The sequence below is a fragment of the Aromatoleum bremense genome (genome assembly GCF_017894365.1).
In the GTDB taxonomy this organism is placed as follows: domain Bacteria; phylum Pseudomonadota; class Gammaproteobacteria; order Burkholderiales; family Rhodocyclaceae; genus Aromatoleum; species Aromatoleum bremense.
The window spans coordinates 1,944,457-1,964,482 of the sequence record NZ_CP059467.1; the positions used below are offsets into that span (position 1 = coordinate 1,944,457).

General features: G+C 66.9%; 20 protein-coding genes. 10 read left to right on the forward strand and 10 right to left on the reverse strand.

Translation table 11 applies throughout. The features are described from left to right. The first annotated feature begins 6 nt into the window (after positions 1-6). Genes atpG through pbN1_RS09115 form a run of 3 tightly spaced genes read left to right on the forward strand, consistent with a single transcriptional unit; the run spans position 7 to position 2,783 of the window. A complete protein-coding gene (gene atpG, locus pbN1_RS09105; protein WP_169116868.1) occupies positions 7-876 on the forward strand; it encodes a F0F1 ATP synthase subunit gamma in 870 nt (289 codons plus the stop codon). Positions 877-902: 26 nt separating this feature from the next. Then, positions 903-2,303 carry a F0F1 ATP synthase subunit beta gene (gene atpD / locus pbN1_RS09110; RefSeq protein WP_169116867.1) on the forward strand — a complete coding sequence of 467 codons (1,401 nt, stop codon included), beginning with the start codon at positions 903-905 and terminating at the stop codon, positions 2,301-2,303. A 54-nt stretch (positions 2,304-2,357) separates the two neighbouring features. Then, a complete protein-coding gene (locus tag pbN1_RS09115) occupies positions 2,358-2,783 on the forward strand; it encodes a F0F1 ATP synthase subunit epsilon (RefSeq protein ID WP_169200835.1) in 426 nt (141 codons plus the stop codon). A 100-nt stretch (positions 2,784-2,883) separates the two neighbouring features. Here pbN1_RS09115 and pbN1_RS09120 read toward each other — a convergent pair whose 3' ends face one another. The 4 genes from pbN1_RS09120 to pbN1_RS09135 form a co-directional block, all read right to left on the reverse strand. Further along, entirely contained in the window at positions 2,884-3,528 is a 645-nt protein-coding gene (locus pbN1_RS09120) for a ubiquinone biosynthesis accessory factor UbiJ (protein WP_169116865.1), read from the reverse strand. Positions 3,529-3,573: 45 nt separating this feature from the next. Further along, entirely contained in the window at positions 3,574-4,425 is an 852-nt protein-coding gene (locus pbN1_RS09125) for a Tim44 domain-containing protein (protein WP_169116864.1), read from the reverse strand. 76 nt (positions 4,426-4,501) lie between these two features. Further along, a complete protein-coding gene (ubiE, locus tag pbN1_RS09130; protein ID WP_169116863.1) occupies positions 4,502-5,239 on the reverse strand; it encodes a bifunctional demethylmenaquinone methyltransferase/2-methoxy-6-polyprenyl-1,4-benzoquinol methylase UbiE in 738 nt (245 codons plus the stop codon). A gap of 2 nt (positions 5,240-5,241) precedes the next feature. Further along, positions 5,242-5,667: a gamma-butyrobetaine hydroxylase family protein gene (locus tag pbN1_RS09135; protein WP_169116862.1), complete on the reverse strand. Its 426-nt coding sequence runs from the start codon at positions 5,665-5,667 to the stop codon at positions 5,242-5,244. A gap of 162 nt (positions 5,668-5,829) precedes the next feature. Here pbN1_RS09135 and phoB point away from each other — a divergent pair, with 162 nt between their 5' ends. Beyond that, positions 5,830-6,537: a phosphate regulon transcriptional regulator PhoB gene (gene phoB / locus pbN1_RS09140; protein WP_169116861.1), complete on the forward strand. Its 708-nt coding sequence runs from the start codon at positions 5,830-5,832 to the stop codon at positions 6,535-6,537. Between the two features lie 31 nt (positions 6,538-6,568). Beyond that, positions 6,569-7,909: a phosphate regulon sensor histidine kinase PhoR gene (gene phoR, locus pbN1_RS09145; protein ID WP_169200938.1), complete on the forward strand. Its 1,341-nt coding sequence runs from the start codon at positions 6,569-6,571 to the stop codon at positions 7,907-7,909. Here phoR and pbN1_RS09150 read toward each other — a convergent pair. From pbN1_RS09150 to gatC, 6 genes are all read right to left on the reverse strand, one after another. After that, a complete protein-coding gene (locus pbN1_RS09150; protein WP_210147704.1) occupies positions 7,851-9,506 on the reverse strand; it encodes a hypothetical protein in 1,656 nt (551 codons plus the stop codon). The genes phoR and pbN1_RS09150 overlap by 59 nt on opposite strands. Before the next feature lie 53 nt (positions 9,507-9,559). Next, on the reverse strand, positions 9,560-9,979 hold the full coding sequence (locus pbN1_RS09155; protein ID WP_169200834.1) for an HIT family protein: 420 nt from the start codon (positions 9,977-9,979) through the stop codon (positions 9,560-9,562). Between the two features lie 73 nt (positions 9,980-10,052). After that, positions 10,053-10,874, reverse strand: coding sequence for a class II glutamine amidotransferase (locus tag pbN1_RS09160; protein WP_169200833.1), 822 nt, complete (start codon positions 10,872-10,874; stop codon positions 10,053-10,055). A gap of 107 nt (positions 10,875-10,981) precedes the next feature. Next, complete coding sequence (gene gatB / locus pbN1_RS09165; protein ID WP_169200832.1) at positions 10,982-12,463, reverse strand: Asp-tRNA(Asn)/Glu-tRNA(Gln) amidotransferase subunit GatB; 1,482 nt, start codon at positions 12,461-12,463, stop codon at positions 10,982-10,984. 16 nt (positions 12,464-12,479) lie between these two features. After that, positions 12,480-13,952, reverse strand: a complete 1,473-nt coding sequence (gatA, locus tag pbN1_RS09170) for an Asp-tRNA(Asn)/Glu-tRNA(Gln) amidotransferase subunit GatA (RefSeq protein ID WP_169200831.1) — start codon at positions 13,950-13,952, stop codon at positions 12,480-12,482. A 77-nt stretch (positions 13,953-14,029) separates the two neighbouring features. Then, on the reverse strand, positions 14,030-14,317 hold the full coding sequence (gene gatC, locus pbN1_RS09175; protein WP_169200830.1) for an Asp-tRNA(Asn)/Glu-tRNA(Gln) amidotransferase subunit GatC: 288 nt from the start codon (positions 14,315-14,317) through the stop codon (positions 14,030-14,032). A gap of 109 nt (positions 14,318-14,426) precedes the next feature. Between gatC and pbN1_RS09180 the strand changes: the two genes are divergently transcribed. Genes pbN1_RS09180 through rodA form a run of 5 tightly spaced genes read left to right on the forward strand, consistent with a single transcriptional unit; the run spans position 14,427 to position 20,024 of the window. Continuing rightward, positions 14,427-15,470 carry a rod shape-determining protein gene (locus tag pbN1_RS09180; protein WP_011237549.1) on the forward strand — a complete coding sequence of 348 codons (1,044 nt, stop codon included), beginning with the start codon at positions 14,427-14,429 and terminating at the stop codon, positions 15,468-15,470. 57 nt (positions 15,471-15,527) lie between these two features. Further along, positions 15,528-16,430: a rod shape-determining protein MreC gene (mreC, locus tag pbN1_RS09185; protein ID WP_169200829.1), complete on the forward strand. Its 903-nt coding sequence runs from the start codon at positions 15,528-15,530 to the stop codon at positions 16,428-16,430. Between the two features lie 2 nt (positions 16,431-16,432). Then, positions 16,433-16,954 (forward strand): rod shape-determining protein MreD, encoded by a 522-nt coding sequence (gene mreD, locus pbN1_RS09190; RefSeq protein ID WP_169200828.1) that lies wholly within the window; start codon positions 16,433-16,435, stop codon positions 16,952-16,954. Between the two features lie 2 nt (positions 16,955-16,956). Next, positions 16,957-18,885 (forward strand): penicillin-binding protein 2, encoded by a 1,929-nt coding sequence (mrdA, locus tag pbN1_RS09195; RefSeq protein WP_169200827.1) that lies wholly within the window; start codon positions 16,957-16,959, stop codon positions 18,883-18,885. Then, positions 18,882-20,024 carry a rod shape-determining protein RodA gene (gene rodA, locus pbN1_RS09200; RefSeq protein ID WP_169200826.1) on the forward strand — a complete coding sequence of 381 codons (1,143 nt, stop codon included), beginning with the start codon at positions 18,882-18,884 and terminating at the stop codon, positions 20,022-20,024. The genes mrdA and rodA overlap by 4 nt, the downstream gene beginning before the upstream one ends. The last annotated feature ends 2 nt before the right edge of the window (positions 20,025-20,026 follow it).

Here is a 20,026-nt window from a genome sequence, read left to right on the forward strand (position 1 = left end):
CGGAATATGGCTAGCGGTAAGGAAATCCGTACCAAGATCAAGAGCGTGCAAAACACGCGCAAGATCACCAAGGCCATGGAAATGGTGGCCGCATCCAAGATGCGCAAGGCGCAGGACCGGATGCGTGCCGCTCGTCCCTATGCCGAGAAGATCCGCCGCCTCGCCGCGAACCTGTCCCAGGCCAATGTGACCGATTACAAGCACGCTTTCCTCGTCCAGAAGGACCAGGTGAAGCGGGTGGGTCTGATTCTGGTCACCACCGACAAGGGTCTTTGCGGCGGTCTCAACACCAATATCCAGCGCGTCGCGCTGAACGCGATGAAGGGCTGGGACGCCTCCGGCGCGACCGAGATCCAGGCCTGCTGCATCGGCAACAAGGGTTTCGGCTTCATGCAGCGGCTGGGCGCGAAAGTCGTGTCGCACGTCGTTCAGCTCGGTGACACGCCGCATCTCGAAAAGATGATCGGCCCGGTCAAGATCATGCTCGACGCGTTCCAGAACGGCGAGCTCGACGCGGTCTATGTGGCTTACACGCGCTTCATCAACACGATGAAGCAGGAGCCGGTGCTCGAGCAGCTGCTGCCGCTGACCGGCGAGAAGCTCGGCACGCCGGAAGGTTCGTGGGACTACCTGTACGAGCCCGACCCGCAGGTCGTCATCGACGAGATGCTGGTGCGCTACGTCGAGGCGCTGGTCTATCAGGCAGTCGCCGAGAACATGGCTTCGGAGCAGAGCGCGCGCATGGTGGCGATGAAGGCCGCGTCCGACAACGCGAAGAACGTGATCGGGGAACTGCAGCTGGTCTACAACAAGACCCGCCAGGCAGCGATCACGAAGGAGCTGTCGGAGATCGTCGGCGGCGCCGCCGCGGTGTAACGCATAACTGATTTAAGGAAACGACGATGAGTCAAGGAACGATCGTTCAGTGCATCGGCGCCGTGGTGGATATCCAGTTCCCCCGCGAAGCGATGCCCAAGGTGTATGACGCGCTCAAGCTCGAGAGCGCCGTCGGTTCGTTCGCCGAAGAGGGGCTGACCTTTGAGGTGCAGCAGCAACTCGGCGACGGCGTGGTGCGTACGATTGCAATGGGTTCGTCCGACGGCCTGCGCCGTGGCATGAAAGTCGCCAGCACCGGCAAGGGGATCTCGATCCCCGTCGGCCACGGCACCCTCGGCCGCATCATGGACGTGCTAGGTCGCCCGATCGACGAGGCGGGCCCGATCGAGGCTGACGAGCTGCGCCCGATCCACGCGAAGGCGCCGAAGTTCGACGAGCTGTCGCCATCGGTGGAGCTGCTCGAAACCGGCATCAAGGTCATCGACCTGATCTGCCCGTTCGCGAAGGGCGGCAAGGTCGGCCTGTTCGGCGGCGCCGGCGTCGGCAAGACCGTGAACATGATGGAACTGATCAACAACATCGCCAAGCAGCACTCGGGCCTGTCGGTGTTCGCCGGCGTGGGCGAGCGGACCCGTGAAGGGAACGACTTCTACCACGAGATGAAGGACTCCAACGTTCTCGACAAGGTCGCGATGGTGTTCGGCCAGATGAACGAGCCCCCGGGCAACCGTCTGCGCGTCGCGCTGACCGGCCTGACGATGGCCGAGCGCTTCCGCGACGAGGGCCGCGACATCCTGTTCTTCGTGGACAACATCTACCGCTACACGCTGGCCGGTACCGAAGTGTCCGCGCTGCTGGGCCGGATGCCGTCCGCGGTGGGCTATCAGCCGACGCTAGCGGAAGAAATGGGCCGCCTGCAGGAGCGCATCACCTCGACCAAGGTCGGCTCGATCACGTCGATCCAGGCTGTATACGTTCCTGCGGACGACTTGACCGACCCGTCGCCGGCGACGACCTTCCTGCACCTCGACTCGACCGTCGTGCTGTCGCGTGACATCGCTGCGCTGGGTATCTACCCGGCCGTCGATCCGCTCGACTCCACGTCGCGCCAGCTCGACCCGCTGGTGGTCGGCGAAGAGCACTACAACGTCGCGCGCCAGGTGCAGGTGACGCTGCAGCGCTACAAGGAACTGCGCGACATCATCGCGATTCTGGGCATGGACGAATTGTCGCCGGAAGACAAGCTCGCGGTGTCCCGGGCGCGCAAGATCCAGCGCTTCCTGTCGCAGCCGTTCCACGTCGCGGAAGTGTTCACCGGCTCGCCGGGCAAGTACGTGTCGCTCAAGGACACGATCAACGGCTTCAAGATGATCGTGAACGGCGAGTGCGACCACATGCCCGAACAGGCGTTCTATATGGTCGGCGGTATCGAAGAGGCCATCGAGAAGGCCAAGAAGCTCCAGTAATCGAGCCCGCCGCACGGCAGCTCGCTGTCGTGCGGCCTTGAAAAGGACATCACTATGGCAATGACGGTCCACGTCGACATCGTCAGCGCGGAAGAGCAGATCTTTTCCGGCCTGGCGGAGTTCGTCGCGCTCCCGGGTGAAGCGGGTGAACTCGGCATCCTGCCCGGCCACATGCCGCTGATGACCCGGATCAAGCCGGGTGCGGTACGGGTGAAGCGTCCCGACCAGGCGGAAGAAGAACTCGTTTTCGTCGCCGGCGGGATTATCGAAGTGCAGCCGGGACTGGTCACCGTGCTCGCGGACACTGCGATCCGGGGCAAGGATCTGGACGAGGCGAAAGCTCTCGAAGCCAAGCGCATCGCGGAAGAGGCGCTGAAAAACCAGTCGGCCGAAATCGATTACGCCAAGGCGCAGGCTGAACTCGCCGAAGCGATCGCGCAGATCGCGGCGATCCAGAAGCTGCGCAAACGCAGCCACTGAGCCGGACGGCGGGCAAAGCCGCCGGCATCGGGCAAAACAAAAAGGGCAGATCCGTCAGGACTGCCCTTTTTGTTTGGGTGCTTTCCTGCCTGCGGCGAAGTTAGCGCCCGTCCGGCGGAACGGCCATGGCGGATGCCCGCTGACCATGGCGCGACGGGGACTGTCGGGAGGCGCAGAGCCGCTCAACGCGCTTGTCGAGGCGCGCCAGGTCGTCGCGCAGCGCCCCCAGTTCTCCGCCATGCCCTTCGAGTGCCGCACGCGTGACGAGGAGCGGCTGCTCTTCGGTGAGATATTCGGCGACGTTGCCGCCCAACGCCTGGCACGCCCTCAAACCTCCGTCCCTGACGGCCTGCGCCCCGAGCACGACGCGGTGGGCGAGGATGTCGCCAAGCACGCGCGACAGGTCTTCCTCGGCGTCCCAGCGCAAGTTGCGGAACACGAAGCCGAGCGCATCGGCGAACTCGGCATTGCCGTCGATCCGCACTTCGCTCATTGCCTTCCCGGGATCTCCGGTGAGGAGGCCGGGCAGCGCGCCGAGCGGAAGCGAAAGCGTGATCGAAGGCGTCGTGGCTGCGTCCGCCGCGGCGAGAAAACCGTCCGGCAGGACCGTGAACATGATGTCGAACGGGTCGGCATGTAGTAGCGCATGCCGGCCCGCATGGGGCGAAAGCCGTTCCCGGGCCCAAGGCGCCGGGCCCAGCAGGTGGTTGATGGCGGTGAGGAAACCGCGGCGTGCGACTGACATCGTTTTCTGCGGGACCCCGGCATTCCGGGGTCCGCCGTAGAGGATTCAGGAAAGCTGCTGGATGCCCGCGACGACCCACCCGGCGTTTCCGGTCCTGGGTTTGGTCAGATGCCACACTTCGTCGAACGCCACTGGTGCCGCGCCTTCTTCTTCGCGCAGCAGGCCGGAGAAGCGGATGCTGACGACGTAGCGTTGCGCTTCCTCCACGACTTCGATGACTTCGCCGTTCAGCTCCACGACGTCGGTGCGCTGCGTCCCCGGAGCGCGTTCAGTCAGCTGCATGCGGATTTCAGCAAACATCTCGGGTGACGTGAATTCGCGGATGTCTTCGAGATTGCCGGCATCGTTGGCGGCCTGCAGGCGGATGAACTGGACCTTGGCCTGCCGCACGAACGCTTCGGCATCGAAGTTCGCGGGGATGTTGCCCGCTGGCGCAGGCGCCACCGCGCTGCTGGCAGCGGGGAAGCTTGCCGGCGCAGAAGCGGGGAAGCTCCCGCCGGCAGGAGCGCCGGCGTACTGCATCGCGCCGCCCGAGCGCGCTGCGGCATTGCGACGCGACAGCATGCGGAACAGCATCAGGGCAGCGAGCGCCAGCAGCGCGATCATCAGGAACGAGCCCATTTCGGCGCCGAGGCCCAGATGCGAGAAGAGCGCAGCCAGCCCGAGGCCGGCGGCCAGCCCGGCGAGCGGGCCCATCCACGACCGCTTCTGCGGCACGGCATTCGCGCCCTGCGGCGTCTGCTGCGGCGCGGCCGACGGCTGGCGCGGCGCCGACGGGCTCATCTGGCGCTGCATGCCGAAGCTGCCGCCCCCGCCGAGACGCTTGGCGTCGGCGTCAGGGATGCCGAAACCGAGGGTGAAAATGACCGCGATCAGGCCGAGAAGCAGGTTTTTCATGGGTGATATGTCTCCGTTCATGGTGCGAAACCGGCCGCTCGCCCCGCAGGAAAGGAAGCGGGCGCGCGCAGCGGAATCAGAGCTTGTAGCCGCGGTGCAGGGCGACGACGCCCCCGGTCAGGTTGAAGTAATCGACTCGCTTCAGGCCGACTCGTTCCATCAGCTCCTTCAGTTCGTCCTGCGAGGGGTGCATCCGGATCGATTCGGCCAGGTAACGGTAGCTGTCCGCGTCGTGGGCGACCTTGTCGCCCATCCAGGGCAGGATCTTGAACGAATAGAAATCGTAGGCCGGCGCGAGCGGCGCCCAGACTTTCGAGAATTCGAGCACGAGGAGACGGCCGCCCGGACGCAGCACGCGCCGCATCTCGGCGAGCGCGACGTCCTTGTGGGTCATGTTGCGTAGGCCGAACGCAACCGTCACGCAGTCGAACCAGTTGTCGGGGAACGGCAGCTTCTCGGCGTCGCATTGCGCGACCGGCAGCGCGAAGCCGCGGTCGAGCACCCGGTCGCGCCCGCGCGACAGCATCGCGTGATTGATGTCGGTGAGCCACACCTGGCCGTCGCGGCCGACCCGTTTCGCGAATGCGAGCGACAGGTCTGCTGTCCCGCCGGCGACGTCGAGCACGCGGTCGCCGCAGCCGACTCCCGATATCTGGATCGTGAATGCCTTCCACAGCCGGTGCAGGCCGAAGGACATGAGATCGTTCATCACGTCGTAGCGGCGGGCGACCGAGGAAAACACCTCGGCGACTTTTTTGTGTTTTTCGCCTTCCGCCACCGTCTCGAAGCCGAAATGGGTCGTCTTTTCGTTCATGCTCAGTGCTTGTGACCGCCGCAGCCGGATTTGGGCGGGACGGGTGGATTTTCGGCGGGATCGCGGCTGCGGCCTTCCTGCGCGAGCCGGTCGAGATACTGCTGCCACAGCGTGTCGTGCTGCGTCGCGAGCCAGTACAGGTAGTCCCAGGAATACAGGCCGCTGTCGTGTCCGTCGGAGAACACCGGTTTCACGGCATAGTTGCCGACCGGTTCGAGATCGACGATGTCGACATCGCGTTTGCCGACCTGCAGCACTTCCTGGCCGGCTCCGTGTCCGCGCACCTCTGCCGAGGGGGAATACACCCTCAGATACTCGAACGGCAGCGAAAACTCGCTGCCATCGTCGAACGCGATTTCGAGCACGCGGGATTTGCGGTGCAAGGTGAGCGCGGTGGGGGTGGGTGTTTTGTCGTCGAGTCCGGCCATGGTGACTGGTGAGTCGGGCGATGTCGGGAGTCCAATCATACCCGAATCGGCGCGGCCGAGCGGCGCCCGGCGGGCCGCGCTTCGATTGCGCCGGGATGACTTGTCACAAAAAATTCAAATGGCTGCAATACACTGCGTCGGCCAACATGGAGTGATGCATCGATGCCTGCGAACATTCTGCTAGTGGAAGACGAATCGGCCATTCAGGAGCTTATCGCCGCCAGCTTGACCCGTGCCGGCCACCGCGTCGTGCGGGCATCCGACGCGGAGGCGGCACAGCGCCTCCTGCGCGACGCGCTGCCCGACCTGGTGTTGCTGGACTGGATGCTGCCGGGCATGACGGGCATCGAACTCGCGCGCCGGCTCAGGGCCGACGAACGGACCCGCGCGATCCCGATCATCATGCTGACGGCGCGCGGCGAAGAGCAGGACAAAGTCGCCGGCCTCGAGAGCGGCGCCGACGACTACATCACCAAGCCGTTCAGCCCGCGCGAGCTGGCAGCCCGGATCACGGCCGTGCTGCGCCGGCGCGCACCGCAAACCACCGAGGACGCGGTCGAGGCGGGCGGCCTGCGGCTCGACCCCGCGACGCACCGCGTCGGCTGCGGGGACAGGCCGGTCGCGCTCGGCCCGACTGAATTCCGCCTGCTGCATTTCCTCATGACTCATCCCGAGCGCGTGCATTCGCGCGCCCAGCTGCTCGACAAGGTGTGGGGCGACCATGTCTTCGTCGAGGACCGCACCGTGGATGTGCATGTGCGGCGCCTGCGTGCGGCGCTCGAGCCGAGCGGGCACGACCAGCTGATCCAGACGGTGCGCGGCAGCGGCTACCGTTTCTCGCTGCGGGTCGAGGGCGGCAGCGTGCAATAATCCGGCCTCTGACCGCCTGCCGGAGCCCGCCATCACCCTTTCTGCCCGTTACGTCTGGAGCGTTGCGGCCGGTACGCTTGCGCTCATCGCCCTCGCGGCGCTGGCCGTCGGGCTCGTCGCGGGTCCGCTCGCCGGGCTGCTGACGATGAGCGGTAGCGTGCTGCTGCTGTATGTGCACCATGTGCGCAATCTCTGCCGCCTCGCTGCATGGACGCAGAAACCGGTCGGCACGCCGCCGCCGCACGGAACGGGAACCTGGCAGTACGCGTTTGCCGGCCTCGCACGGCGGGCGCGCCTCGGCGACGAGGCGCGCGAGCAGCTCTCGGTCGCGCTGGAGCGTTTTCGCGAAGCGAGCGAGGCGATGCCCGACGGCGTGATGTACCTTTCCGCCAGCGATCGTATCGAGTGGATCAACACCACGGCCGGGCAGCATTTCAGCCTTGACGGCTCGCAAGACCAGGGAGCGCCGGTCACGACCCTCGTGCGCGAACCCGAGTTCGTGCGCCTGCTGAGGACACGGAATGACGCCGAGCCGGTGGTCCTCCGCTCGGGCCGCCGGCCGGGCCTGACGCTGCTGGTGCAGGCCGTGCCGTTCGGCGACGGGCAGAAAATGATCGTGTCGCGCGACATCAGCCAGCTCGAAAAACTCGAAACCATGCGCCGCGACTTCATCGCGAATGTCTCACACGAATTGCGCACGCCGCTGACGGTCGTCATCGGCTTCCTCGAAACACTGATCGACGGGCATGAGGACCTCGAGCCCGCCGAAGCGATGCGTTATCTTCGGCTCGCGTTCGAGCAGTCGTGCCGGATGCAGTTCCTGATCGAAGACCTGCTGACGCTGTCCGCGCTCGAGACCGGCGCCCCGGCGGCGGCCGAAGAGAAGATCGTGGTCGGCCCGTTGCTCGCCGACATCGCCTGCGACACGGAATTGCTGTCGGGCGGGCGCCACGACGTCAGTCTCGTCGTCGCGGGAGGAAGCGAAGGCGCGGTCCTGCTCGGCAGCGGAAAGGAACTGCGTTCGGCGTTTGCGAACCTCGCGAGCAATGCAGTGCGCTACACGCCGGACGGCGGGCAGATTCGCCTGATCTGGCAACGGGTCGGCGGCGGAGCTGAATTCGCGGTCGAAGACACCGGGATCGGTATCGAAGCCCGGCATCTTCCGCGGCTGACGGAACGCTTCTACCGCGTCGACCGCGGACGCTCGCGTGAAACCGGCGGGACCGGACTCGGCCTCGCGATCGTCAAGCACATCCTGTCGCGCCATGACGCGCAGCTGCACATCGAAAGCGAGTATGGCAAGGGCAGCCGCTTCAGTGCGCGGTTTCCTGCGGCGCGTCTCGCGCGGGATCGGTCAGCGGTTCGAAACTGACCTGATCGAAATTCGTGCCGCGCGCCAGCAGCCCGGTCAGCCTCAACTGCAGCGGCTCGCCATCGTGGACTTCGATGACGCGCCGCTCCTGGAACCACCCGCCGGGCAGCACCAGCGACGCCGGGGCCTTCAGCGCCGGCGTCGCTGGCAGCAGGAAGGCCTGCTGGTAGGCGACATGCGTGCTGACGTTCAGGCCGAACAGGCGGGCGGCGACGACTTTCGGCAGCCCCGCCAGAACGTGGATACCGGCCTCCATCACGCCGTCCTCCCGGTACATCAGCCAGGTCACCTGGCCGAGCAGGAAACGTTCACCGTCGGGGGGGCGGATACCGACGAGCTGGTGATGTTCGAGACGCTCGGTATGCGGGTGTTGCTGCAGGCGAAAGCCGTTCACCGAATGATCGACCATGTCCCAGTGTCCGCAGACGAAGCCGAGTGTCGCGGCGACGTGCTGCCGCTGCTGTTCCGACCACCCCCGGACCGCCTCCGGCGCCCGCTCGCCGAACGTCAGCAGCGAAATGTCGCGTGCCACGCTGCGGGCCGTCGCGCTCCCGGCCGGCTGCTCGAAAGTCCTGCCGCCGACGTGGAAGCCGATCGTCAGCCAGTCGCCGCACAGCTGCGCGCTCCCCTTGCCGCCTCGGCGCGGAAAGCGTCGCGCGGCCGACGCCAGCCCCCACGGACGATAAAGGGACAGCAGCAACGCCGCACAGGCATCGGCCGGACAGTCTGCGCCCAAGCCGAGCGAAGCCGGCGCGGCGCCCCGCCTGAATTGCGTCAGCACTGCCCGGATCTGCCCGGCGAGCCGACTGGCATCGAAGCGGCACACGGCCGCGCCCGGTCGCGCTATCAACCACAGCGGGCGCGGCCCGTGGTCACCGGCGAGATCGATGCCGAACGCGGCTGCCCCCGTCCGCTCGGTGTCGGGCTCCGCGTCCAGGCTGCAATAGGGGGCGAAGCGCTGCGCCCAGCGGTGTACCCATTTGAACTCCCGCTCGCCGCGGCCGAACGGATTCGCGAGGTCGACGAGCACCGCCGAGACGTAAGCTTCCAGCGCGCTCTGCGCTTTCCACACCTCGTTGAGCGAATCCGGCACGCGAATGCTGGCGACGCCGCGCGCCTCCGCAACCGAATAGCTGTCGTGCAGCTCAGCCCACGTGCCGTGCGGCGGCGCCCGATGAGCACGGAAGTACTCCAGCAGCGTCCTGCCGGTGTAATCGACGCGCCGCTGCGCGAGCAGCGCGCGCTGGTCGTCAAGAGTGCCGGAGGCTGCGTCCTGGCGGCTTATCTGCGCGTATGAACGCGCCATCCCGCGCCACAGCGAAACCACCCGCGCGAGCGTCTCGTTTTCGCTGCTGTCGGGAGGGAGCGGGTGGGCGGCGTACCGCTTCGCCATTTCCGCCTGCACGAAGTCGACCTGCGCCCGCACCGACTCGAGGACCTCGAGGTGCTGGTTCGGCGCCGGCAACGCGCGGATCAGCCCGGCGACGATGTCTGCGAGCGTGCGCTGCGTCGCGTCGATGTCGAGCAGGCGCATGCGCTTCAGCAGGTCGAGGCATTCGGCCGGACTGCCATAGTCGATCGGGGATTCGTACGCCATGCGATCCTTGTGTTGCCGATGTGCTCGTCGTGATGACCGGGGTCGGCCCGGATTCAGCCCGCGGTCAGCTCGGTCAGTGCGGTGACGATCGCGCCGGCCAGCGCCTCGACCGCGGGCGCTTCGCGCCGGGCCCCTTCGCGCTGCGGAATTCCCCAGACCGGCTGCGGGAAATGCTTGTCGTCGCGGAAGCGCGGAACGATGTGCCAGTGAAGGTGCGGCACGACATTGCCGAGGCTCGCGAGGTTGATCTTGTCCGGTTGCATCAGCTGGCGCAGCGCGGTCTCGGTCGCGAGCACGACATTCATCAGGTGGCGCTGCGCCGGTGCGGTGAGGTCGCTCATTTCGGCGACGTGTTCATGCCACACGACCCGGCAGAAACCGGGGTAGTCGGGATCACCGGCCAGGATGACGCGACAGCTTCCGTCGCGCCAGATAGTGGTTTCCATTTCGGCAAGACACAAGGTGCAGTCCATCGGCGGCTCCGCAGTCATCGGAATCTGGCAAACGCCAACTCTAGCCCTTCAACATTCCGCACCGAAGAGAAATTTACATATTTCCGGTGGCGCGGAACGGTTGCGAGGCCACGGTGCGGGTGTCGCCGAGCGTTTCGGGGGCGCCGTGCCGAAAAGCCACGAGCGAGCCGGGCGTCATCTGCTGCCAGGTTTCATTGTCGGTCAGCGGCACGGTCGCGATGACCGCGACGCGGTCGTTCGGCGTGGTGTGCCGGCTGAAGTCGACGGTCATGTCCTGATCCGCGAGGTGGGCGACCGTGAACGGCGCTTCGCGCACGATGAACGCGAGCCGTGACGAGCAATGGGCGAACAAGTGTTCTCCGTCCGACAGCAGATAGTTGAACTCGCCGTGCTGTCCGATTTCGATCGTCAGCCCGCGCAGCGCCGCGTGCAGCACGGCCGCGCTCGGCGGGCCGTCCGGAAACTGCTGCGCCAGGCACTGCAGGATGTGGCAGAACGCGGCCTCGGAGTCGGTGCCGCCGACCGGCAGGAAGCGCCCGGTGAGCGCCGGCGCGTAGTCGAGCAGGTTGCCGTTGTGCGCGAAGATCCAGTAGCGCCCCCACAGCTCGCGCTGGAACGGATGCGTGTTGTCGAGGCGCACCTGGCCTTGGGTCGCCTTGCGGATATGGGCGATGACGTTGAGCGAGCGGATTGGGTAGTTGCGGACGAGTTCGGCGACCGGGGAATTCGCGCTCGGCTGGGGGTCGAGGAAAACGCGCACGCCGCGCCCCTCGAAAAACGCGATGCCCCACCCGTCGCGGTGGTGATCGGTGACGCCGCCGCGCGCCTGGAAGCCCGCAAACGAGAAACAGATGTCCGTGGGCACGTTGCAGTTCATGCCGAGGAGCTGACACATCGCCGGTCCTTTGCTCAGGTCGCTGATTGCTACCTGCCATTATAGCGAGCGGCGCGGAGGGTTATTCCGGTCAGGACCGCACCTGCCCCCGCGCGGGTTTGCGCCGCTCAGGCTTCGAGCTTGCGTTTGAGCATCTCGTTGACCTGCGCGGGATTCGCCTTGCCCCGGCTCGCCTTCATGACCTGGCCGACCAGCGCGTTGAACGCCTTGTCCTTGCCGGCGCGGAATTCGTCGACCGACTTCTGGTTCGCGGCGAGCACTTCGTCGATGATCGATTCGATCGCGCCGCTGTCGTTCGTCTGGCGCAGGCCCTGCGCTTCGATGATGCGGTCGGCGGCATCCGCGCCGGTGCCGCCCTCGCCGTTCCACAGCGCGGCGAACACCTTGCGTGCGATGTTGTTCGAAATCGTGCCGTCGGCGATGCGCTGCACGAGGCCGGCGAGCTGCGCGGGCGCGACCGGCGAGTCGGAGATGTCGCATTCGGCGCGGTTGAGCTGCGCGGCGAGCTCGCCCATGACCCAGTTTGCGCACAGCTTCGGCAGCTGGCTGCCCTGTTTCGCGTCGGCCGCGGTGAGCATCGCCTGATAGTACGCGGCGACTTCCTTCGATGCGGTCAGGCTCGCGGCGTCATACGCGGACAGACCGTATTCGGCGACGAGCCGCGCCTTCATCGCGCCCGGCAACTCCGGCATCTCGCTGCGCACGCGTGCGATCCATTCCGGCGAGATCACCAGCGGCAACAGATCGGGGTCGGGGAAGTAGCGGTAATCGTGCGCGTCTTCCTTCGAGCGCATCATGCGTGTCTCGCCGCTGTCGGGGTCGAACAGCACCGTCGCCTGCTGGATCTTGCCGCCGTCCTCGATCGTGCCGATCTGCCACTGCACTTCGAAGTCGATCGCCTGCTGCAGAAAGCGGAACGAGTTCAGGTTCTTGATTTCGCGCCGCGTGCCGAGCGGGCCGCCGGGGCGGCGCACCGAGACGTTCGCATCGCAGCGGAATGAGCCTTCCTGCATGTTGCCGTCGCAGATGTCGATCCAGCGCACCAGCGCGTGCAGCGCCCGCGCGTAGGCGACCGCTTCGGCCGACGAGCGCATGTCCGGTTCGGAGACGATTTCGAGCAGCGGCGTGCCGGCACGGTTCAGGTCGATGCCGCTCATGCCGTGGAAGTCTTCGTGCAGCGATTTGCCGGCGTCTTCCTCGAGATGCGCGCGCGTCAGCTGCACGGTCTTCTCGTAGGCTTTGTCACCGTCGCCGACGCGGATCGTGATCACGCCGCCCTGCACGACCGGCAGCTCGAACTGGCTGATCTGGTAGCCTTTCGGCAGATCCGGATAGAAGTAGTTCTTGCGCGCGAAAACGCTTTTCGGCGCGACCGTCGCGCCGATCGCGACGCCGAAGCGGATCGCCCGCTCGACCGCGCCGCCATTCAGTACCGGCAGCACCCCCGGCAGCGCGATATCGACGGCGCAGGCCTGCGCGTTGGGTTCGGCGCCGAACGCGGTCGAGGCGGCGGAAAAGATCTTCGACGCGGTGTTCAGCTGGGCATGGACTTCCAGTCCGATGACCACTTCCCAGTCGTTTCTGCTCATGGTGTCAAGCTCTCGTTCAGGCGGCGATCGCCGGCCGGCGCAGGTGCCAGTCGCTCGCCTGCTGGAAGCGGTGCGCGGCGTTCAGGAGGCGCGCCTCGGAAAAGTAGTCGCCGACGAGCTGCAGGCCGACCGGCAGCTCGCCCGCGCCGAAGCCGCACGGGTGCGACAGGCCGGGCAGGCCGGCGAGGTTTACCGCGATCGTGTAGATGTCCGACAGGTACATCTGCACCGGATCGTCGGACTTCTCGCCGATCGCCCACGCGGTCGTCGGGCTCGTCGGGCCGGCGATGATGTCGCAGCCGGCGAGCGCGGCCTGGAAGTCCTGCGCGATCAGGCGGCGCAGCTTTTGCGCCTGCAGGTAGTACGCATCGTAGTAGCCGTGCGACAGCACGTAAGTGCCGACGAGGATGCGGCGCTTGACCTCGGCGCCGAAGCCTTCGGCGCGGCTCTTCGAATACATCTCGGCAAGGTCGCGGTACTCGGGGGCGCGGTGGCCGTAGCGCACGCCGTCGAAGCGCGACAGGTTGCTCGACGCCTCGGCCGGCGCGATGACGTAATAAGCGGGGATCGCGAGCTGCGCGTTCGGCAGGCTCACGTCGACGGTCGTCGCGCCGAGCGCGCGGTATTCGTCGAGCGCCGCCTCGACCGCCGAACGCACGTCGTCGGCCATGCCGGCGCCGAAAAATTCCTTCGGCAGGCCGATGCGCAGGCCGGCGAGCGGGCGGGCGGCGGCCTGCGCGGCAAGTTCACGCGAATAGTCTTCAGCGGGCCGTTCGAGGCTCGTCGAGTCGCGCGGATCGAAACCCGCCATCGCGGTCAGCAGCTGCGCACAGTCGGCCGCGGACGCGCCGAAGGCGCCACCCTGGTCGAGCGAACTCGCGTACGCGATCATGCCGTAGCGGCTGACGACGCCGTAGGTCGGCTTGATGCCGGTGACGCCGGTCAGCGCCGCCGGCTGGCGCACCGAGCCGCCGGTGTCGGTGCCGGTCGCGATCGGCACGAGGCGCGCGGCGACCGCGGCCGCCGAGCCGCCGGACGAGCCGCCGGGAATGCGCGTGGTGTCCCAGGGGTTCTTCGCCGGGCCGAAGTGGGAGTTCTCGTTCGACGAGCCCATCGCGAACTCGTCCATGTTGGTCTTGCCGAGGCTGACCGCGCCGGCGGCTTTCAGCAGGCTGACGACGTGCGCGTCGTACGGGCTGACGAAGTTCGCGAGCATCTTCGAGCCGCAGGTCGTCAGCACGCCTTCCGTGCAGAACACGTCCTTGTGCGCGAGCGGGATGCCGGTGAGCGGCCCGGCATCGCCTGCGGCGAGGCGCGCATCGGCGGCGCGGGCGGCCTCGAGCGCGCCGTCGCGGTCGACGGTGATGAAGGCGTTGAGGGCCGCATCGAGCCGCTCGATGCGGTCGAGGAAGAGCGTCGCGAGTTCGACGCTCGAGATTTTTCCGGCGTCGAGCGCGGCGCGCAGTTCGGTGAGGCTGGCGTTGATCATATGTCGTGGGAGCGCCGCGCAGCCGGGACGAAAATGATTCCGTGCGATCCCTGCCGCTGCCCGGCGCCCGCTGTTCCTTACTCGATAACCTTGGGAACGAGATACAGTCCGGCTTCGGTCTGCGGGGCGATGCGCTGGAACGCTTCACGGCGATCGGGCTCGGTCGCGACGTCGGGGCGCAGGCGCTGCGCGACGTCCTGCGGGTGGCTCATCGGCTCGACGCCGGTGGTGTCGACGGCCTGCATCTGCTCGATCAGGCCGAAAATGCCATTCAACTTGCCGCGGGTCGCTTCGGCGTCGGCGTCGGAGAGCTCGATCCGGGCGAGCGTGGCGATGCGCCGGACCTGTTCAGTGGAGAGCGACATGAGGTAACAAAACCTGCTTAAGTCACAAAGGTTTGTAGGTTATCATATTCGTTTGCCGCCTGTTCTGGCCGGTACAGCCGCCCCGTCTTCATTGGTCTCGGAATTGTCCATGTTTGGTTTCCTGCGCTCTTATTTTTCCAACGATCTGGCGATCGACCTCGGCACTGCGAACACGCTGATCTACGTGCGGGGCAAAGGCATCGTGCTCGACGAACCTTCGGTTGTCGCGATCCGTACCGAAGGCGGCCCGAACGCGAAGCGCACGATCCAGGCCGTCGGACACGCAGCGAAACAGATGCTCGGCAAGACTCCCGGCAACATCACCGCGATCAGGCCGATGAAGGATGGCGTGATCGCGGACTTTGTCGTGACCGAGCAGATGATCAAGCAGTTCATCAAGAAGGTTCACGACTCGCGGATGTTCTCGCCCTCCCCGCGCATCATCGTCTGCGTCCCCTGCGGCTCGACGCAGGTCGAGCGGCGCGCGATCCGCGACGCCGCGCTCGCCGCCGGCGCGAGCCAGGTGTACCTGATCGAGGAGCCGATGGCCGCGGCGATCGGCGCGGGGCTGCCGGTGTCGGACGCGACCGGCTCGATGGTCGTCGATATCGGCGGCGGCACGACCGAAGTCGGCGTGATCTCGCTCGGCGGCATGGTCTATGCCGGCTCGGTGCGCGTCGGCGGCGACAAGTTCGACGACTCGATCGTCAATTACATCCGCCGCAACTACGGCATGCTGATTGGCGACACGACCGCGGAGAACATCAAGAAGGGAATCGGTTCCGCGTTTCCGGGCTCCGAGGTGCGCGAGATGGAAGTCAAGGGCCGCAATCTCGCCGAAGGCATCCCGCGCAGTTTCACGATTTCCAGCAACGAGATCCTCGAAGCGCTGACCGAGCCGCTGAACCAGATCGTCTCGGCGGTGAAGATCGCGCTCGAACAGACGCCGCCCGAACTCGGCGCCGACATCGCCGACCGCGGCATGGTGCTGACCGGTGGCGGCGCGCTGCTGCGCGACCTCGACCGGCTGCTGATGGAAGAAACCGGCCTGCCGGTGATCGTCGCCGACGAGCCGTTGACGTGCGTCGCGCGCGGTTGCGGCATGGCGCTCGAGAAAATGGACAAGCTTGGTTCCATCTTCGCTTCGGAATAAGACGACTCCCGGGCCGCGGCGCCTGCCGCCCGCTGCTCGCCCCGCCTAGTCGCCGCGATGTCGCTGGCCGGCCATCAGTCTCCGCCCGTTTTCAAGCAAGGCCCGACGCCGCTCGTGCGGCTGCTCGTACTCGTCTCGGTGTGCCTGGCGATGCTGGTGGCGGACCTCCGGTTCCGCTACCTCGAAGTGGTGCGCCAGGGGCTGTCGGTCGCGACCTGGCCGCTGCAGATGGCGGCGGCCGCGCCGGTCGATTTCGTCCGTGACGCGGCAGTCTATTTCGCGACGCTCGTCGAAGTGCAGCAGGACAACGCCGAGCTGCGGCGCAGCCAGCTCGATGCGGCACAACGGCTGCTGCGTTTCGAGCAGCTCGAACGCGACAACGCGCAGCTGCGGGAACTGCTGCAGATGGCTCCGGCGCCGGGCGTGCGCAGCGTCGCGGCCGAAGTCCTTTACGACGCGCCCGATCCGTTCTCGCGCAAGGTGATCCTCGACCGCGGCAGCCAGCACGGCGTCGCGGCCGGCATGGCAGTCGTCAACGCGCAGGGCATGATCGGGCAGGTCACGCGCGCGTATCCGGTGCAGGCCGAAGTCACGCTGCTGACCGACAAGGACCAGGCCGTGCCGGTGCAGGTCGCGCGCAACGGCCTGCGCGGCGTGCTGTTCGGCGCGGGGCTGGGGCGCATGGAGCTGCGCTTCACGTTGTCCGGAGTCGATGTGCTCCCTGGCGACCGGCTGGAAACGTCGGGGCTCGATGGCATCTTCCTCGCCGGGCTGCCGGTGGCCGAAGTCGTCAGCGTCGATCGCGAATCGCAGACTTTTGCCGTCGTCCTGTGCGACCCGGTCGCTGCGGTCGAGCGCACGACCCAGGTGCTGGTGCTCGGACGTGCCGAAGCCCCGCCGTCCCGGCCGCAGCCGCAGCCGCAGTCCCCGGCGCTGCGCCGCCCCGAGCGGAAAGGATAGTCGTGCAGCCGACCCATCGATCGAGCCGCATCCTGCAGCCGGCGAAGAACTGGTTCGTGTTCCTGAGCCTGTTCGTCGCGCTCGGGCTGGCGTACATCCCGACCGGCCGCCTGCCCGGGGTGCCGGACTGGGTGCCGCTGGTGCTGGCTTTCTGGTGCATCCGCGAGCCGCTGCGCGTCGGCATGGGGACGGCTTTCGTGTTCGGCCTGCTGGTCGATATCGGGCAGGGCGCGGCGATGGGGCAGCACGCGCTCGCCTATGTCGTGCTCGCCTACCTCGCGACGTCCATCGCGCGCCGCGTGCTGTGGTTTCCGCCGTTGCAGCAGGCGCTGCACATCCTGCCGATGTTTTTCCTGACGCAGCTCATCATGGTGCTGGTGCGGCTCGTGGCCGGCGCCGAATTTCCCGGCTGGTGGTATTTCCTGTCGAGCTTTACGAGCGCCGCATTGTGGATTCCGCTGCACTTCCTGCTGTTGCTGCCGCAGTATCGGCCGGTGGACCGGGACGATAACCGGCCGATCTGACGATGACCGAATTCCGCACTCCCGAGGAGGAACTGGGGCGCTTTCGCCGCCGGGTGCTGGTTGCGGGCATCGTCGCGCTGGTGTGCTTCGGCCTGCTCGCGGCGCGCTTCTATTACCTCCAGGTGGTCCGCCACGACTACTTTCTCACGCGCGCCGAGGACAACCGCATCGGCCTCGTGCCGATCGTGCCGACGCGCGGTGCGATCCTCGACCGCAACGGCGTGACGCTGGCGCGCAACTTCGCTGCCTACACGCTCGAGATCACGCCGTCGCAGGTCGCCGACCTCGACGAGACGATCGATGCCTTGAGCGAGATCGTGACGATCGACGCGCGCGACCGGCGGCGCTTTCGCAAGCTGCTCGAGGAGAGCCGCAACTTCGAGAGCGTGCCGATCCGCACGCGCCTCGACGACGCCGAAGTCGCGCGCTTCGTCGCCCGGCGCTACCGCTTTCCCGGCGTCGAAGTCCAGGCGCGCCTGTTCCGCGACTACCCTCAGGGCGAAGTCGCTTCGCACGTCATCGGCTACATCGGGCGGATCAACCTGCGCGACCAGGAACGCATCGAGGAGCGCGGCGACACCGCGAACTATCGCGGCTCGGACCACATCGGCAAGAGCGGGCTGGAGCTCAGCTACGAGACAGAACTCCATGGCGTGACCGGCGTCGAGCAGGTCGAGGTGAACGCGGGTGGGCGCGCGGTGCGGGTCATGTCGCGCACGCCCGCGACGACGGGCAGCGATCTCGAGCTGACGCTCGACATCGAGCTGCAGAAAGTCGCCGAGGCCGCGTTCGGCGACCGGCGCGGCGCGCTCGTCGCGATCGACCCGCGCACTGGCGGCGTGCTGGCGCTCGCGTCGAAACCGGCATTCGACCCGAACCTGTTCGTCGACGGCATCTCCACCGCCGACTGGAATGAACTCAACGATTCGCCGGACCATCCGCTGCTCAACCGCGCGATCTTCAGCGCCTATCCGCCCGGATCGACGTTCAAGCCGTTCATGGCGCTCGCGGCGCTGACGACCGGCAAGCGCACCGCGAACCAGGCGATCGCCGATCCAGGTTACTTCAGCTTCGCCGGACGCCGCTTCATGGACGACAAGGTCGGCGGCCACGGCATGGTCGACCTGCACAAGTCGATCGTCGTGTCGTGCAATACCTATTACTACCAGCTCGCGAACGATCTCGGCATCGAAGGGATCGCCGGCTTCATGGCGCCGCTCGGCTTCGGTTCGCGCACCGGCATCGACATTCCCGGCGAAGCCGAAGGCGTGCTGCCGTCGCCGGCATGGAAGCGCGGTCGCTTCAAGAAGCCCGAGCAGCAGCGCTGGTACGGCGGCGAGACGATCTCGGTCGGCATCGGCCAGGGGTACAACGCCTACACTCCGGTGCAGCTCGCGAACGCGCTGGCCACGATCGTCAACGGCGGCCAGGTGTTCCGGCCGCATGTGGTGCGCCACGTGATAGACACGGCGAGCGGCGAGCGGCGAGCGATCCAGCCCGAGCCGATTCGGCAGCTCGCGATCAAGCCGGCGCATCTGGCCGCGGTGCGCGAGGCGATGGTCGATGTCAATAAGTCCGGGACCGGTGCGCGCGCCTTCGCAGGCGCCCCCTACAGTGCCGGCGGCAAGACCGGCACCGCGCAGGTGTATTCGCTCAAAGGGTCGAAATACGTCGCCGGCCGGGTCCGCGAGCGGCTGCGCGACCACTCGTGGTTCATCGCGTACGCGCCGGCGGAGAATCCGACGATCGCGCTCGCGGTGCTGGTCGAGAACGGCGGCTTCGGCGCCCAGTCGGCAGCGCCGATCGCGCGCCAGGTCATCGACTACCATCTGCTCGGCGCGCGTCTCGACGCACCCGCGCGCGAAGACGCCGAGGCGGCGGAAGCCGAGGACGACACCCACGCCGGACACGACGCGGAGCCGACCCCGTGACCGAACCGCGCTTCAGCCCGCTCCGTCTGCTCGTCGCCGCGATCCGGCCGATCGACCCGATCCTGTTCGGCCTGCTCGCAGTGCTGCTCGGCTACGCGTTCGTGCTGATGCACAGCGCGTCGCCGGAGCGCATCGCATCGCTGCTGGTCAATGCCGGCGTCGCCCTCGCGGCGATGTGGCTCGCTGCCCGCCTGCCGCCGCAACGGCTGCTGTCGCTGGCGCTGCCACTGTACGCCGCGGGCGTGCTGTTGCTGATCGCGGTCGACCTGTTCGGCGAGACGTCCAAAGGCGCGACGCGCTGGCTCGACATCGGCATCACCCGCATCCAGCCGTCCGAGATCATGAAGATCGCGATGCCGCTGATGCTGGCGTGGTATTTCCAGCAGCGCGAGGGGCACATCCGGCTGCGCGAGTTCGTCGTCGCCGGCGCGCTGCTCGCAGTGCCGGTCGCGCTGATCCTGGTCCAGCCGGACCTCGGCACGAGCCTGCTCGTTGCCGCCGCCGGCTTCTACGTGATCTTCTTCGCCGGCCTGTCGTGGAAGCTGATCGTCCCGGTCGCGCTCGTCGGCGTCGTCGGCATCGGCGCGATCGTCGGCTTCGGCGACCAGCTGTGCCAGCCCGGCGTGGACTGGCAAGTGCTGCGCGAGTACCAGAAGCATCGCGTGTGCACGCTGCTCGATCCGACCCAGGATCCGCTCGGCCGGGGTTTTCACATCATCCAGTCGACGATCGCGATCGGCTCCGGCGGCCTCCTCGGCAAAGGCTGGACCGAAGGGACGCAGACCCATCTCGCGTTCCTCCCCGAGCGCCACACCGATTTCATCTTCTCGGTGCTCGCCGAGGAATTTGGCCTGCTCGGCGCGCTGCTGCTGCTGGCGAGCTATCTGCTGCTGCTGCTGCGCGGCTTCGTCATCGCGGCGCAGGCGCCTTCGCTGGCGACGCGCCTGCTGGCCGGTTCGATCACGATGATCTTCTTCACCTATGCTTTCGTGAACATGGGCATGGTCAGCGGCATCCTGCCTGTCGTGGGCGTGCCGTTGCCGTTCATCAGTTACGGCGGCACCGCATTGGTGACCTTGTGCCTCGGGATCGGTATCCTCATGAGCATCCAGCGCAGCCGTGTGCTCGCAAAAGGTTGAAA